General features: G+C 58.1%; 9 protein-coding genes. 5 read left to right on the forward strand and 4 right to left on the reverse strand.

Annotation, left to right across the window (positions count from 1 at the left end; translation table 11 throughout):
* The first annotated feature begins 264 nt into the window (after nucleotides 1–264).
* Both G547_RS0118165 and G547_RS0118170 read left to right on the forward strand, forming a co-directional pair.
* Nucleotides 265–1,386 carry an efflux RND transporter periplasmic adaptor subunit gene (locus tag G547_RS0118165; protein ID WP_027331050.1) on the forward strand — a complete coding sequence of 374 codons (1,122 nt, stop codon included), beginning with the start codon at nucleotides 265–267 and terminating at the stop codon, nucleotides 1,384–1,386.
* 28 nt (nucleotides 1,387–1,414) lie between these two features.
* Complete coding sequence (locus G547_RS0118170; RefSeq protein WP_027331051.1) at nucleotides 1,415–4,480, forward strand: efflux RND transporter permease subunit; 3,066 nt, start codon at nucleotides 1,415–1,417, stop codon at nucleotides 4,478–4,480.
* An 85-nt stretch (nucleotides 4,481–4,565) separates the two neighbouring features.
* On the opposite strand, the gene G547_RS0118175 is transcribed toward G547_RS0118170, so the two are convergent.
* The 4 genes from G547_RS0118175 to glgB form a co-directional block, all read right to left on the reverse strand.
* On the reverse strand, nucleotides 4,566–5,972 hold the full coding sequence (locus G547_RS0118175; RefSeq protein ID WP_027331052.1) for a Y-family DNA polymerase: 1,407 nt from the start codon (nucleotides 5,970–5,972) through the stop codon (nucleotides 4,566–4,568).
* A 9-nt stretch (nucleotides 5,973–5,981) separates the two neighbouring features.
* Nucleotides 5,982–6,671 (reverse strand): translesion DNA synthesis-associated protein ImuA, encoded by a 690-nt coding sequence (imuA, locus tag G547_RS22210; protein WP_051235708.1) that lies wholly within the window; start codon nucleotides 6,669–6,671, stop codon nucleotides 5,982–5,984.
* Between the two features lie 103 nt (nucleotides 6,672–6,774).
* A complete protein-coding gene (gene glgA / locus G547_RS0118185; RefSeq protein WP_027331053.1) occupies nucleotides 6,775–8,277 on the reverse strand; it encodes a glycogen synthase GlgA in 1,503 nt (500 codons plus the stop codon).
* Nucleotides 8,274–10,466: a 1,4-alpha-glucan branching protein GlgB gene (gene glgB / locus G547_RS0118190; RefSeq protein WP_027331054.1), complete on the reverse strand. Its 2,193-nt coding sequence runs from the start codon at nucleotides 10,464–10,466 to the stop codon at nucleotides 8,274–8,276. Before glgB ends, glgA begins: the two co-directional genes overlap by 4 nt.
* Before the next feature lie 309 nt (nucleotides 10,467–10,775).
* Between glgB and glgC the strand changes: the two genes are divergently transcribed.
* The 3 genes from glgC to malQ are packed head-to-tail and all read left to right on the forward strand — an operon-like array spanning nucleotide 10,776 to nucleotide 15,263.
* The gene (glgC, locus tag G547_RS0118195; protein ID WP_027331055.1) at nucleotides 10,776–12,044 is read left to right on the forward strand and encodes a glucose-1-phosphate adenylyltransferase; all 1,269 of its coding nucleotides are present in this window, start codon (nucleotides 10,776–10,778) and stop codon (nucleotides 12,042–12,044) included.
* The gene (locus tag G547_RS0118200) at nucleotides 12,034–13,755 is read left to right on the forward strand and encodes a glycoside hydrolase family 57 protein (protein WP_027331056.1); all 1,722 of its coding nucleotides are present in this window, start codon (nucleotides 12,034–12,036) and stop codon (nucleotides 13,753–13,755) included. Before glgC ends, G547_RS0118200 begins: the two co-directional genes overlap by 11 nt.
* Nucleotides 13,755–15,263, forward strand: coding sequence for a 4-alpha-glucanotransferase (malQ, locus tag G547_RS22215; protein WP_051235709.1), 1,509 nt, complete (start codon nucleotides 13,755–13,757; stop codon nucleotides 15,261–15,263). The genes G547_RS0118200 and malQ overlap by 1 nt, the downstream gene beginning before the upstream one ends.

Below are 15,263 nucleotides of genomic sequence, written 5' to 3' on the forward strand. Positions count from 1 at the left end.
TTCAAGCGCGGGGTGAAGATCGCAAAAGAGGGGGGCTCGCATCAAAACACGCCGCACAGGAGGTCCACCGATGAAATGGCGGGGCGTAACCTGTACAATTTGTAAGATTCTGTAAGAGGCGTATACGCTGGCGCGTCGGTATTGTAAGCTTTGCGCTCATCTGAAAGGCCCGGTTCTGCGTACTGCCGTCTCCAGGGTCCGAGAAAAACCCCACCGTTATCCAAAAAGCGCCTTCACTGTTTGAAAGGAGTAGGGAGCACGCGCATGACCAAGCGAATGATTCTGATGTTAGTCGCCGTAGGCATTGTCTTCGGGGCTGTCTTTGGCTGGAAAGCCTTTGGTAATTACATGATGGGCCAGTACTTCGCAAATATGCCGGAGCAGGCCATCGCGACCACGGCGACCGAGGTAAAAGCCTCTACGTGGAGTAGCACGACCACGGCCGTTGGGTCATTCAAGGCGGTCAATGGCGCGCAACTGACCACCGAAGCGGGTGGTATCGTGACCGAAGTGCACTTTGAAAACGGTGAACCGGTGGAGAAAGGGCAGTTGCTCGTCTCCCTCGACACCGAGACCGATCGGGCGGAGCTGAAGCGTCTTCAAGCCGCCGCTCGCTTGGCAACGTTGGAGCTGCAGCGCTACCGTCGGCTGTTCGAAGAGGGCAACAGCTCCGAGTCAGAGCTGCAGCGTCGTCAGAGCGAGGCGCAACAGGCTCAGGCCTCCCTGGAAGCCCAGGAAGCACGGATTCGCCAGAAAATGATCCGGGCTCCGTTCAGCGGCCGTTCCGGCATTCGCCAGGTGAATGTGGGGCAATATGTGTCCGTGGGCAGCCCCGTTGTGGCGGTTCAGGCGCTGGATCCCATCTACCTGCAGTTCACGCTACCCACCAGCGAGCTGCCTCAGATCTCGGAGCAGCAGGCAGTGAATGCACGAGTAGACGCTTATAGCAATGACACTTTTCAAGGGGTCGTGACCGCCATTGAGCCGTCCATCAACGAAGCTACCCGCAGTTTTACCGTGCAAGCAACTCTGGAGAACCCCGAACACAAGTTACGGCCGGGTATGTTTGGCCGGGTAACGCTGACCCTGGGTGAGCCCAAGGACCTGAAAGTCGTGCCGCAAACCGCCGTGCAGTTTGATCCCTACGGTAATTCGGCTTACGTGCTTTATACCGACGAGGACGGCAAAACCCGCGTCAAACGCCGTTTTATCAAAACCGGAGAGCGGCGGGGCGATCTTGTGGAAGTGGTTGATGGGCTGAAGGTCGGCGAGCGAATCGCGACCTCCGGCTTGCTCAAGCTGAGCAACGATGCGCTGGTGAACGTCAACAATGACCCGGCGGTACAGCCCTCCAGTGAGCTGAACCCGAACCCCGGAAACAAGTAACAGGCCAGCCCTTAAGGAGAGCTAAACCATGCGGTTTACCGATGTATTTATCCGCAAGCCGGTGTTGGCCACGGTTGTCAGCCTGTTTTTGCTGCTGCTGGGAGGACGTGCCGGGCTTGATTTGAACGTACGACAGTTCCCCGAGATCAAAAACGCGGTGGTGACCGTTTCCACCACCTACATAGGCGCCGACGCCGATCTGATCCAGGGGTTTATTACCAAGCCCATGGAGCGGGAGGTTGCTGCCGCCGAGGGGATCGACTACGTCAAGTCCACCTCCTCCGCGGGGGTGAGCAGTGTTCAGGCTTTCCTGCGCCTGGATTACGACCCGAACGAGGCCTTGACGCAGATCGCCGCACAGGTGAACGCGTTACGTTCCGAACTGCCGGAGAACGCCGAAGACCCGGTGGTTACCCTGTCCGTCGGACAAGATACGGCGGCCATGTATCTGTCTTTTTACAGCGACCTTCTCGATAACAACCAGATTACCGACTATCTGGTGCGAGTGGTGGAACCTCAGCTGTCCACCATTCCCGGGGTTCAGCGCGCTCGCATTCTGGGGGGGCGCACCTTCGCGATGCGCATCTGGCTTGACCCGCAACGCATGGCGGCTTTCGGACTGACGGGCACGGAAGTGGTGACCGCGTTGCGGGCCAAAAACGTGCTGGCGGCGCTCGGTCGTACCAAGGGACAGATGGTGTCTGTTGACTTGAACGCCGGTACCGATTTGCGCAGTGTCGAAGCCTTTGAAGAGCTGGTGGTCACCTCCAACGACGACTCCATCGTGCGTTTGCGCGATGTGGCGGATGTGGAATTGGGGGCGGAAAGTTACGAGTCCTCCGTGAGCTTCAACGGCAAGGCCGCGACCTTTATCGGTATCGAGATATCCCCCGACTCTAACGCCCTCGATGTGATCGGCCGGGTTCGGGATGTCTGGGATAATGAGATCATCCCCGAACTCCCCGAGGGGCTGAGCGCGGATATTCCTTACGATTCTACCGAGTACATTGAGAGCGCCATCGACGAGGTCGCCATCACCATTGTTCTGGCGCTGATTATCGTGGTGCTGGTGATCTACGCCTTCCTGGGTTCGGTGCGCAGTGTCATCGTGCCTGCAGTGGCGGTGCCGCTGTCACTGATTGGCACCTTCTTCCTTATGTGGATTCTGGGCTTCTCGATCAACCTGCTGACGTTGCTGGCCATGGTGCTCGCCATCGGCATTGTGGTGGATGATGCCATCATCATGCTGGAGAACATCCAGCGTCATGTGGAAGAGGGCATGTCGCGCATGGACGCCTCGATGCTCGGTGCACAACAGCTGGCCTGGCCGATTGTGGCCATGTCTACCACGCTGGTGGCCGTGTTCATTCCGCTGGGCTTTGTCGGCGGACTGACCGGGGTGCTGTTTGTGGAGTTTGCCTTTACTCTGGCCTCCACGGTCGTGCTCTCGGGCGTGGTGGCCCTGACGCTTTCGCCCATGATGTGCTCGAGAATTCTGCGCTCTCGAGATGCCGGAGGGCAGCGCCCGAAGCTGGAAGTCTGGCTGGATGATCATTTCGAGAAGCTGCGCCGGCGGTACCAACGACTGTTGCACGGTACCTTGAACAGCATGCCGGTGGTACTGGTATTTGCGGCCATTATCCTGACGTCCTGTTACTTCCTGTTTGTCTCCAGCAAGAATGAGCTTGAGCCGGCGGAGGATCAGGGGTTCGTATTCTCCCAGGCGACCGCTGATGCTTATGCCACGCTCGATTACCTGGAAATCAATACCCGTCACATTGAGCAGTTGCTCGAGGATATTCCAGAGCTGGAAAACCTGTTCATCATCAACGGCACCAACGGCACCAACGTCGGTATTGCCGGTTTTGTCATGGCTCCGTGGGATGAGCGCGAGCGCAGCACGGATGAAATTCTTCAACAGGATATTCAACCGTTCCTGAATAATCTGCCTGGGGTGAACGTGTTCGCCACGGTACCGCCCTCACTGCCTTCACCGGGGGGCGGTGGTACGCCGATCCAATTTGTGGTCGGTTCTACCCAGCCTTATCAGGTGATGGATGAAGTGGTGGCGGAAATCGTCTCCCAGGCTCAGCAAAGCGGGAAATTCATCTTTATCGATCAGGACCTCAAGATCGATCGCCCCCGGGAGACAGTCGAAATTGACCGTGAAAAAGCGGCTCTCATGGGCGTTGATATGCAGCGGGCGGCGGCCGACCTTGGTAGTCTGACTGGCGGCGGCTATGTCGGGCGATTCTCCCTCGATAACCGTTCCTATCGGGTGATTCCCCAGGTTGAACGGGAAGAGCGGTTGAATCCCAGCCAGTTGAAGGATTACTACACCCGTAACCGTCAGGGCGAGCTGGTGCCCATGTCTTCTTTGGTCACGTTGAAATCCTCGGTACAGCCGCGTTCTCTGACCGGTTTCCAGCAGTTGAATTCGGTCACCATCAGCGGCGTGCCTATGCCGGGTGTCGCTCTGGGTGATGCGTTGAGCGAGCTCGATCGGATCGCGGCGAAAGTCATGCCCGAAGGGTTCAGTGTGGACTACGCCGGTCAGTCGCGGCAGTTGAAGCAGGAAGGGCAGCAACTGGTGGTGACCTTTTTCTTCGCCCTGCTGGTGATCTTTCTGGTACTGGCGGCGCAGTTCGAGTCCTTCCGCGACAGCCTGATCATCATGGTAACGGTGCCTATGAGTATCTGCGGCGCGCTGATCTTCATCAGCATAGGTCTTACCAGCATCAATATCTACACCCAGGTGGGGCTGCTGGCGTTGATCGGCCTTATCGCCAAGCACGGTATTCTGATCGTGGAATTTGCTAACCAGCTCCAGCAAGACGGGCGTAGCAAGCGCGAAGCAATTGAAGAAGCCACGGCCATCCGCCTGCGGCCGATTCTGATGACTACAGCAGCGACCGTGCTCGGTATGGTTCCGTTGCTGATTGCGACCGGTGCGGGCGCGGGTTCTCGCTTCGCCATGGGACTGGTGATTGCCAGTGGCATGACCATCGGGACGCTGTTTACGCTGTTTGTGATACCCGCGGTCTACCTCTGGATCGCACGGGATTATCATGGCGAAGCGGATCAGCCAGCCTGATGAGTCTGCTCTGATGGGCTCCGTCGCGAACGCGACGGAGCCCATTTCTTCTTCAGACACCACTTCTTTTTCAAGCCCCCTTTTTTCAAGAAAAGTATCCCTGTACAAACCACCCGGTTTGTTGTGGCTCCCTGAACACCCAATACCACAGCCCCTCACTGTTTCGGGCTATATAGTAATCCCGCACCTGGGGTTGATGGTCCCACCACCCGGCGGCGATACGCTCCGGCCCGTGGACGATTTCCAGTGGCTGAGAGTAGGGCTGTGGGGTGACCAACAGAAAAGCGGGCCGCAGGCTGGGTGGCGCAGGGGTGTCGGTGTTGCGCTCCGTTTGATACAAGGGGTCTTGTTCGGTGGAAGCCTTGTCGGGGCGAAAATCCTCCCTTACAACCAGCCGTCGAACCCGTTCCTCTCCCAGGCGCGCCTGTAACAAATCCACCAATTGTTCGCAGGAAAGACTGGCCGTACTGTGCGGATCCAGGCAGTCCTGAGTGTCCTTGGGCCGGGGCAGCAACTCTCGGGCCGATAACGCCAACGCGGCGACCGGCGCGCTCAAGGGCTGGCGTTCAAGCGTCAATTCAACCAATGGCAGCCAACGCGCTGCCCGAGACTCGCCCCGAGCGGCACCAATCCACTGAACAATGGGCTCACCCTCCCTGGGGTACAGTGTCAGTTCCACCCGCTTGACCACTTGTTCCCGGTTTTGGAGAAACGTTTCCAGCTCTCCCAGCAGGCGCTCAATCCAGGGGATTAGCCGTTGGCTGGTCTCCAGCTCCTGGGGAAGCTCCCGGTGACGCCGGAACGTCTCTGGCGGCTGGAAAAATGGCAGTGGGTGAGGCAATTGTCCGGTCAGGCGGCCCACATACTGAGCCAGGTCCGCATCGAAGCGACGGGACAGCGCTTTGAACGGTAATGCCAGTAAGTCGGCCAGGGTCTGAATTCCCAGACGCTGCAAGTGTTCACAGGTGGACTGGGGTAAGTCGGTCAGTGCCAGCGGGCATTGACGATAGGATTGGGCCAACGTTTCGGGTTGGTCGGTCAAAGGAGTGTCGGCTTTGGCCAGCAGTCGGGCTGCGAGAGGAGAAGGGCCGGCACCGAGCTGGCAAGTCAGCGACTGTTGGCATAAAAAACGCTGAATGTTTTTACAATAATTGTCGAATCCATTATGGTATTTAACCATCCTTGTGGCTCCAAGCCATATACCCTCTGGTATATCTGGAGAAATATCACCCGACAGGTCATAAAGGCCCTGGGCCAGCTCCTTAATCCGGCGCTGGGCAATAGCCTCTTTCAAAGGCAGTAACTGAATGCCCGGACAGAGCGCTGCGGCCGTGGCAAGGCCCATTCCAAGCGTCACTCCCTGGTGTTTGGCCGCGTCATTCAGTTGTACCAACCGGTTGTCCCGCTCATCCACAATTCCAAAGGGAAGCGGGCTATCCGGTTCCTGCGTTTCCAGTTGCAGTCGGGGGAAGTACAGATAAAGCCACAGCATACCCGTCCTTTATTGACCTTCAGCCGTACGCCAACGGGTCGAACGATTGGCTGTTGGCTGAACCGCCGAAGACGTCAGCTCCGGCCAGGCACTTTCCATGGAAACCAGAAAAGGCGGTAGTGCCCAGCCATGTCGGCGGCGGGGAACAGCCACCATGACGCCCCGGGAATGTGGGGTTAACTCAAGGCACAAATCCAATGGCAGCCCTGTGTCCTGGCGGGCCCCAGGCTGTGAGCCGGTCAACAGAAACAGACTGGCATCGCCCGCGCGTGCGGCCAACTGCAGCCGGCGAGCCTGAACGATCTGCAGAGGTTGAGCCGGCCAGAGGCAAACCGTGTGGCAGGCGCCGCTTTTCAGGCTTTGTTCCGCCGCCCACAACCGACTTTGGGGGCTCTCGGGGTGGAGCACCAACACCTGTTCCAGATCGAGACCGCTGCCCTCCAGGCTTTCCGCGTTCAGGGAATAGGGGGGAGCAATGAACACCGACAACCGTGCTGCCTGTTGCAGGCAGGGAAAGAGCAAGCGCAACTCCCCAACACCGGTGCGAGCGTGGATGGAGGTCACCCCGGCGCCGGGCCAGCCACCCAGGTGCTGGTCCAGCTCGGCCCAGCCGCTGGGGCGGGCCTGAGTCGGACGATTGGCTTCCCGGCCGCGCCAGATCAACCGTTGCTGTTCTAGCTGCTCGAGAGTGGATACCACATCAACCTCACAAAAACTGTATATATAAACAGTATAGCGTGCCACTGCCAGCCTGAAAAGGATTCCACTGACAGAAATTCGGTTGAGAGACAGCGATATGGGGTCAGCCCATGGAAGGTAACTCCGAAGCGGACTCCAAAAGGGCCGCTTCATACACCCGTTCGTATTCGGCGGCGCTCCGGTCCCAGGAGTAGTCACCGCCCATGGCGTTGAGCTGCCTTGCCTGCCAGGCCTCGGGGTGCTCACGGTACAGTGACAGGGCACGCTGGATGGTCGCCCGCAGAGCACTCGTGGTCGGGCTTTGAAAGCAAAAGCCATTGGCCTGTTCCGGGTCATCCCCATCAATGACGGTATCTTTCAGGCCGCCCACGGCGTGGACCAGCGGTAAGGTTCCATACCGGAGGCTATATAGCTGGTTGAGCCCGCAGGGCTCGAACAGGGAGGGCATCAAAAACAGGTCGACGCCCGCCTCAATCCGGTGAGCCAATGCCTCGTTGTAACCCAGGTTGACGGACAGCTGCGTTGGATAGTCCCGGGCCAGCTTTTGGAACGCCTCTTCATATTCCGTCATGCCGCTGCCGAGTATGGCAACCTGAATCTCGTTTCGGGCCAGAAACTCCGGCAGCGTCCCCAGCAGCAGATCCAGACCTTTCTGCTCCACCATCCTTCCGATAAAACCCAACAGCGGTTTATCCGGCACATAGGCCAAGCCGAGTTGTTCGCACAGGGCCTGCTTGTTGAGCTTTTTCTTTCCCAAATGCTCGCGGTCATAGCGGGCACTCAGGTGCGGATCCCGCTTGGGGTTCCACTCGTTCATATCAATGCCATTGAGAATGCCGCAGAACTGATGCCGCCGGGCTCGCAACAAACCGTCCAGTCCGCAGCCGACGTCGGGCGTCTGAACCTCCTGCGCATAGGTGGGGCTGACGGTGGTCAACCGGTTGGCAAACACAAGCCCTCCCTTGATAAAGGACAATTGACCGTAAAACTCCAGGTAATCGGGTTGCCACAGCCAGGGCGGCAACCCCAGCTCTTGCAGCGCGGAATGGCTGAACAGGCCATGATAGGCCAGGTTGTGAATGGTAAAGACACTGGCCGGTGGTCGGGTTTTGCCTTTGTCCTCCCGGGCCAACAGCTCGCAGGCCATGGCACCCTGCCAGTCATTGGCATGCACCAGGTCCGCCTTCCAGTCGATCCCCGCCCGCCCCATGGCCAACTCCACCGCCGCACGGCACAGCGTGTAAAAACGCCGATGATTGTCGGGCCAGTCGCGGCCTTGCGCGTTGACATAGGGGTTGCCAGCCCGCTCGGAAAACTCGGGAATATCCACCAGCCAGGCAATGACCCGGGTACCCGGCAAGCGGCTCTGCCAGAGACGAACCTCGCGCCCATCCAATAGCAAGGTGCCCCGGGGTTTGAGTGGGGGCGCCTTGCCCTCAGTACCGTGTGACTCCAGCCTCTGAAACACTGAGGCGTAGGCGGGCAACACCAGACGGACCGAGTGGCCGCGTTTGATCAACGCCCGGGGCAGGGCACCGGCCACATCGGCGAGGCCGCCGGTCTTGATCAGGGGGAACGCTTCACTCGCCAACCACAAAATATTCATAGTGCCTGACATTCAAAAATAATGGCTCCCAACGGCGGCAGAGTCACCTGAATCGAATGGGGGCGGTTCATCCAGGGCGAAGCGTCGGAGGGAATGGGCAGCGGATTGCCGATATTACTTCCCCCGTAATAAGTGGAATCCGAATTGAAAATTTCTCGATATTGACCGGCACAGGGCACGCCCAGCCGGTAGCCTTCCCGGGGGGTGGGGGTAAAGTTCAGAACTACGATGAGGAAACCCGCATCGCTAGAGCGCAGGTAGCTGATAATGGACTGGGTGCTGTCATGGCAATCGATCCACTCGAACCCCTCTGGCCGGAAGCCGCGCTGGTGCAGCTCAGTCCGGTTGCGATACAGGTGGTTTAAATTCGTCACCGCGCTCAGAATGCCGCGGTGCGCCTCAAGGTCCAACAGGAACCAGTCCAAGGGCTTGCGATAGGCCCATTCTTTCCACTGGGCAAATTCCGACCCCATAAACAACAGCTTGTTACCCGGGTAGGTCCACTGGTAACTGTAGAGTAACCGGAGGTTGGCGAGCTTTTGCCAGTCATCGCCGGGCATTTTCCCCACCAGGCTACCTTTGCCGTGCACGACTTCGTCGTGAGAAAACGGCAACATGAAGTTTTCGGTGAAGGCGTACACCAGACCAAAGGTGAGTTGGTCGTGATGGTAGTGACGGTAAATTGGATCCTTGCTCATGTAGAGCAGAGTGTCGTGCATCCAACCCATGTTCCACTTCATGGAAAAGCCCAGGCCGCCCACCCAGGTGGGGCGTGTGACCTGAGGCCAGGCCGTGGACTCCTCTGCCATCACCAGTGCTCCAGGGTGTTCCCCGTGGCAGAGCTCGTTCAACTGGCGCAGGAAATCAATCGCTTCCAGGTTCTCGTTGCCACCATAACGATTGGGCAGCCAGTCGCCTTCTTCGCGGGAGTAATCCAGGTAGAGCATGGAGGCCACCGCATCGACCCGCAGCCCGTCGATGTGAAACTCTTTCAGCCAATAAAGGGCGTTGGCCAAGAGAAAGTTGCGCACTTCATTGCGGCCGTAGTTGTAAATCAGCGTGCCCCAGTCCCGATGTTCTCCCCGACGGGGGTCTTCGTGTTCGTATAAAGCGGTGCCGTCGTAGCGGGCGAGAGCGTGTTCGTCTTTGGGGAAATGGGCGGGAACCCAGTCCAGCAGGACGCCCACCCCGGCCCGGTGCAGGTGGTCGACAAAATACCGGAAATCATCCGGTGACCCGAAGCGGCTGGTAGGGGCATAGTAGCCGGTGGTCTGGTAACCCCAGGAGTCGTCCAGCGGATGCTCGGTGATAGGGAGCAGTTCGATGTGAGTGAAACCGAGGGGTTTCACATAGTCCGCGATCTGGTGGGCCAGATCGCGATAGTTCATAAACCCGCCGTCTTGGGTCTGCTGCCACGAGCCCAGGTGCAACTCATACACCGAAACAGGAGCCGCTTGCCAATTCCATTCGGACCGTCGCTTGAGCCAGTCGGCATCACCCCAGCGATAACGGCTGGGAGCCACCACCCGGGCGGCGGTCTGCGGGCGAACTTCAAAGGCGCGACCGTAAGGGTCGGCTTTGGCTTGTACATGGCCGGTGTCGCGATTGCGAACCGAGAATTTATAAAGACTGTCCGGGCTCAGCCCGGGAATAAACAGCTCCCAGACGCCGCTGCCACCCAATATACGCATTGGATGGCGACGCTCGTCCCACAAGTTGAAATCCCCGACCACGCTCACGCGTTCCGCCGCCGGCGCCCAGGTCGCGAACAGCACGCCTTCGATACCGTCCACGGTTTTGCAGTGGGCGCCGAGCACATCGTGCACTTGCCAATGCCGCCCCTCTCCGAATAGGTGCAGGTCCAGCTCGCCCACTTGTGGGGCGAAGGTGTAGGGGGTTCGCTCCGTATAAGTGCAGCCCTTGGCGTCCCGCCAGTGCAATTCGGGGTGGGGGGGTAATAAGGCTTTGTCCCCCTCCCAGCACCAGAGGCCGTCTTTGGTTTTCCGGGTTAACGTCAGCGGGGAGGTTACGCCAGATATTGAGATACTGTCCGCGTAAGGCAGGAAAACACGGAACGTGACCAATGAAGCGTCCCCCGGCAGGGGGTGGCGGCCGAGCACCTGAAACGGGTCGTGGTGACGGGCTTGCGCCAAGCGCTCGCTGGCTTCCTTCAAGGCAGTCGCTGGCATAGGACATGACTCTTCCAAGCGTATGTCGTTAAAGCGTAATAGGGATGCCGTTATATTACCAGCGGTTTATGAGCTTCCATCAATGAAGCTTTTGGTGCCACAAAAAACAGCGCGAGTTGATCAGGAACAAGTTGACCTCTCGTTTTTATGACTACACTTAATTGAGTCATGTAAAACGGCCGACGGATTGCCCGAAGAGTTTCAGTCGTTGCGGGAATCCTTGGCACCCTTATTGCTCAACTGTTGTCGTGAAACCATTGTCGAAGGGGGCACCCTATTGACGATGGCTTCCTGTTCTGGGGATCCTTTATGCTCACCTCCACATCCGGACGTTTTGTCAGCCGTTTGACCCGCGAGACCCTGGCGATTGTATTGGCCGGCGGACGCGGATCCCGCCTGCACCAGTTAACCAATTGGCGCGCCAAGCCTGCGGTGCACTATGGCGGAAAGTTTCGCATTATCGACTTCCCATTATCCAATTGCGTGAACTCCGGAATCCGTCGTATCAGCGTGCTGACCCAGTACAAATCCCATTCATTGGATCGTCACATTCAGAGGGGCTGGGGTTTTCTTGGTGGGGAGTTGGGGGAATTTGTCGAGTTGCTTCCGGCCCAGCAGCGTATGGGTGAAAACTGGTACGCGGGTACGGCGGATGCGGTTTTACAGAACCTGGATATTATCCGCCGACACAACCCCGCCTATGTCCTGATCCTGGCGGGTGATCACGTTTACAAAATGGACTATGGCACCATGTTGGCAGCCCATGTGGAACGAGAAGCCGACATTACGGTGGGTTGCATCGAAGTGCCCCTGGAGCAAGCCAGCGCCTTCGGGGTAATGAACATTGATGAGGACAATAAGATCATCAAGTTTCAGGAAAAACCGAAGAACCCGGAGCCCATGCCCGGCTCAACCAACCAGGCGCTGGCTTCCATGGGCATTTATGTGTTCAATACCGAAGTGTTGTTCCGGGAACTGCTCAATGACCGAAACCTGCCGGGCTCCTCCCACGACTTCGGTAAAGACATCATTCCCTCCCTGATGAAAAGCCATCGCGTCATGGCTTTCCCTTTCCGGGACCCGGTCTCGGGTGGCAAAGCCTACTGGCGGGATGTGGGAACCATCGACTCCCTCTGGGAGGCCAATCTCGAGCTGACCGGCATTACCCCGGAGCTGGATCTGTACAACTCCGAGTGGCCGGTCTGGACTTACCAGGAGCAGGTGCCGCCGGCCAAATTTGTATTTGATGACGAGGGGCGGCGGGGGAGCGCGGTGGACTCCATGGTCGCCGGTGGCTGTATTGTATCGGGTGCGCACGTACACCATTCCCTGTTGTTTCCTCGAGTGAGGGTTCACTCGTATGCCGAGGTCACCGACTCGGTACTGTTTCCCAATGTTGATGTCGGGCGCAACTGTCGTATTAAAAAGGCGCTGATTGATCGTGGCTGCCAGATTCCTCCCGGCACAGTGATTGGTCATAACCTGGAGGACGATCGGAAGCGGTTCCATGTTTCACCCAACGGGGTCGTTCTTGTGACTCCCGAAATGTTGGACGAGGGCTACCCCCATGTGTTCTGAAGTGACCCGGCCTTCGGCCAAGGTCGTGTTTTGCTGGCATATGCACCAACCGGATTATCGCGACCGGCTCACCGGCGAATATTACTTTCCCTGGACCTACCTGCACGCCTTGAAAGACTACACCGATATGTTGGCTCACCTGGAGGCGCATCCGGGCGCCCGGGCGGTGGTGAATTTTGCGCCGATCCTGCTTGAGCAGCTGGATGACTATCTGTTGCAATTGGACCAGTACCTGGATAGGGGCGAGGCGATACGCGACCCGATGCTTGCCGCGCTTACCAAGGACGCCTTGCCGGCGCCGGGCACCGAGGCGTTCCAGACGCTGGCCGAGAACTGTTTGCGTGCCCACCGCGACCGGATGGTTGAACGTTTCGCTCCCTATCGCGCATTGGTTCAATTGTTTGAACAGACTCTGGAAGCGCCACAGGGCCTGAATTATTTAAACGAACAGTTTCTGATTGACATGCTGGTCTGGTATCACCTGGCCTGGCTCGGTGAACACCAACGCAGAAGTGGCTCTCATATCAAGGCGCTGCAGAAAAAGGCCGGCGGATTCACCATGGAGGACCGGAGAACGTTATTGTCGGTCATTGCCGACCAGATTCGACTGATAAAACCCGGTTACCGGAAACTGCAGGAACAGGGGCGCATCGAACTGGCGATGAGTCCCTACGCTCATCCCATACTGCCCTTGCTGATCGACCTCGGCAGCGCACGGGAAGCCATGCCCAATGTGGCTCTGCCCCAGGCGTCGCAATATCCCGGTGGTGAAGCTCGAGCGCACTGGCATTTGCAGCACGGCCTTTCCGTTTTTGAGGAATACTTTGGTTGTCGCCCGAAAGGTTGCTGGGCATCGGAGGGAGCATTGAGCGATGCCACTCTGGCATTGCTCAGCGAAGAGTCGTTTCTGTGGAGCGCCACCGGGGACTCGGTACTGCATAACAGTATCAAGCACAAGGCCAATGCTGGCCTGGCCCCCAAACATCTACATCGGGCCTATCAGTTCGAAGGCAGTGACCTTTATACCTTCTTCCGGGATGACGGCCTATCGGACTTGATCGGCTTCCAGTACGCCGATTGGCATGCCGAAGACGCCGTGGGCGATCTGATCAACCACCTGGTCAATATCGCCAACCAGAGCAACGATTCGGAAAACTGTGTCATTTCCATCATCATGGATGGGGAAAACGCCTGGGAATATTACCCGGAAAATGCCTGGCACTTTCTTGAAGCCCTCTATCGGCGCATCAGCGATCATCCCCGCCTGGAAATGACCACCTACGAGGCGGCGCTGAGCGAGCGTAAACTCGAACCGGTTTCCCTCAAGCACATGGTCGCGGGAAGCTGGGTGTACGGGACTTTTTCCACCTGGATTGGGGACCGGGATAAAAACCGCGCCTGGGATATGTTGTGTGAAGCCAAAGCGGTTTACGATCAGTCGATAGAAACGCTTGACGAGGAAGAGCGGGAAGCGGCTGCACTGCAACTGGCCCAGTGCGAGGGCTCGGACTGGTTCTGGTGGTTTGGAGACTACAACCCCTCGGAGAGCGTGCGAGACTTTGACTACCTGTACCGTCGCCATCTGATCAACCTGTATACGCTCCTGAAACAGCCGGCGCCAGAGTATTTGAAGTCGGCCTTCAGTCACGGTGGCGGCTCGCCCGCCGCCGGTGGCGTGATGCGCAAAGGCCATGCGGAGGGCGCCGCCTGATGGCTCTGCGTGATCTGCCTCATCCGCTCCTGCGCGACCGCCGGGCCGGCGTTCTGCTCCATCCTACGTCGCTGCCTGGGGAAGGTGAGGGCGGTACCCTCGGTGCGGATGCCTACCGTTTTGTGGATTTCTTATCCGACTGCGGTTTCACGCTCTGGCAAATGTTGCCATTGGGGCCTACGCATCTCAACCGCTCCCCCTACCAGACGCTGTCGGTTCACGCCGGTAACCCGGAGTTGATCGACCTGGATGACTTGGTGGCGAGGCAATGGCTTTCCCATGAGCACCGTTTTAATGAAAGCCCGAAACAGGCGCGGCGGCGCGCGGCGGACACTTTTTTCTCGCGCTATGACCAACATCCAGAATGGGCTGAAGGTTTCGAGCGGTTCTGTCTCGAACAGCGCCAATGGCTGGATGACTACGCGCTGTTTATGGCCCTGCGTGATTGCTACCCCGAGGGCGACTGGACCCACTGGCCGGATGATATCCGTTTACGCCGGGCTCAAGGCATGGCACGCATGCGACGCGAGCTGAGCCACAGCATTGAAGCCTATCGGTTCGAGCAATTTATTTTTAATCAGCAGTGGCAAGCATTGCGTGATTACGCTCGGAAAAAGCAAATCGCCCTGTTCGGCGACATGCCCATCTTTGTCGCCCACGACAGCGCTGATGTCTGGGCGAATCAGTCTCTGTTTCAGCTCGATGCCGCCGGCCAACCGCTTACGGTGGCGGGCGTACCGCCGGATTATTTTTCCGAAAACGGGCAACACTGGGGAAACCCCCACTACAACTGGGACGAAATGCAGGCCAACGGTTTTCGGTGGTGGCGTCAGCGTGTCAACACCCAGTTGCTCTGGTTTGACCTGGTCCGACTCGATCATTTCCGTGGCCTCGAAGCGTTCTGGGAAATTCCCGCCGAAACCCCAGAACCGCGCCTCGGGCGCTGGGTAGAGGCACCGGGGAAGGCATTGTTGAACAGCCTGTTCCGAGAACACAAAAACCTGCCACTGGTGGCGGAAAACCTGGGGTTTATCACCGAGGAGGTCGAAGCGCTTCGCGAAGCGTTCAAGTTACCGGGTATGGTGGTGTTGCAATTTGCCTTTGACGGCGACTCGAAAAACCCCCACCTGCCACACAATTACAAACCTCATACGGTGGTCTACACCGGCACTCACGACAACGATACCAGCCTCGGCTGGTTCTGCTCGCAAGACGAGGCAGCACAGAACCGCTTACTGGATTATTGCCATCACAGTCACGACGGAATGCCGCAGCTATTGGTCAGACTGGCATTGTCGTCAGTCGCCAACCTCGCGGTTATCCCCCTGCAGGACCTGTTGGGGCTTAACAGCGAACATCGAATGAACCGCCCCGGCACAGAAGAGGGCAACTGGCTTTGGCGATTCGTCTGGCCGCAAATTCCGCCTCATTTGTCCCAGACACTGGTTCACTGGCTGACGCTGTACGGGCGTCCGCCCAACTTACCACTCGAACACTCACGATTATGA

Origin of the sequence: Marinimicrobium agarilyticum DSM 16975 (assembly GCF_000423345.1) — a bacterium.
Classification (GTDB): Bacteria; Pseudomonadota; Gammaproteobacteria; order Pseudomonadales; family Cellvibrionaceae; genus Marinimicrobium; species Marinimicrobium agarilyticum.

Bases quoted from the DNA above. Each gene is read 5' to 3' on its own strand.
- G547_RS0118165 (WP_027331050.1), top strand. From the start codon at position 265: ATGACCAAGCGAATGATTCTGATGTTAGTCGCCGTAGGCATTGTCTTC.
- G547_RS0118170 (WP_027331051.1), top strand. From the start codon at position 1,415: ATGCGGTTTACCGATGTATTTATCCGCAAGCCGGTGTTGGCCACGGTT.
- G547_RS0118175 (WP_027331052.1), bottom strand. From the start codon at position 5,972: ATGCTGTGGCTTTATCTGTACTTCCCCCGACTGCAACTGGAAACGCAG.
- glgA (WP_027331053.1), bottom strand. From the start codon at position 8,277: ATGAATATTTTGTGGTTGGCGAGTGAAGCGTTCCCCCTGATCAAGACC.
- glgB (WP_027331054.1), bottom strand. From the start codon at position 10,466: ATGCCAGCGACTGCCTTGAAGGAAGCCAGCGAGCGCTTGGCGCAAGCC.
- glgC (WP_027331055.1), top strand. From the start codon at position 10,776: ATGCTCACCTCCACATCCGGACGTTTTGTCAGCCGTTTGACCCGCGAG.
- G547_RS0118200 (WP_027331056.1), top strand. From the start codon at position 12,034: ATGTGTTCTGAAGTGACCCGGCCTTCGGCCAAGGTCGTGTTTTGCTGG.
- malQ (WP_051235709.1), top strand. From the start codon at position 13,755: ATGGCTCTGCGTGATCTGCCTCATCCGCTCCTGCGCGACCGCCGGGCC.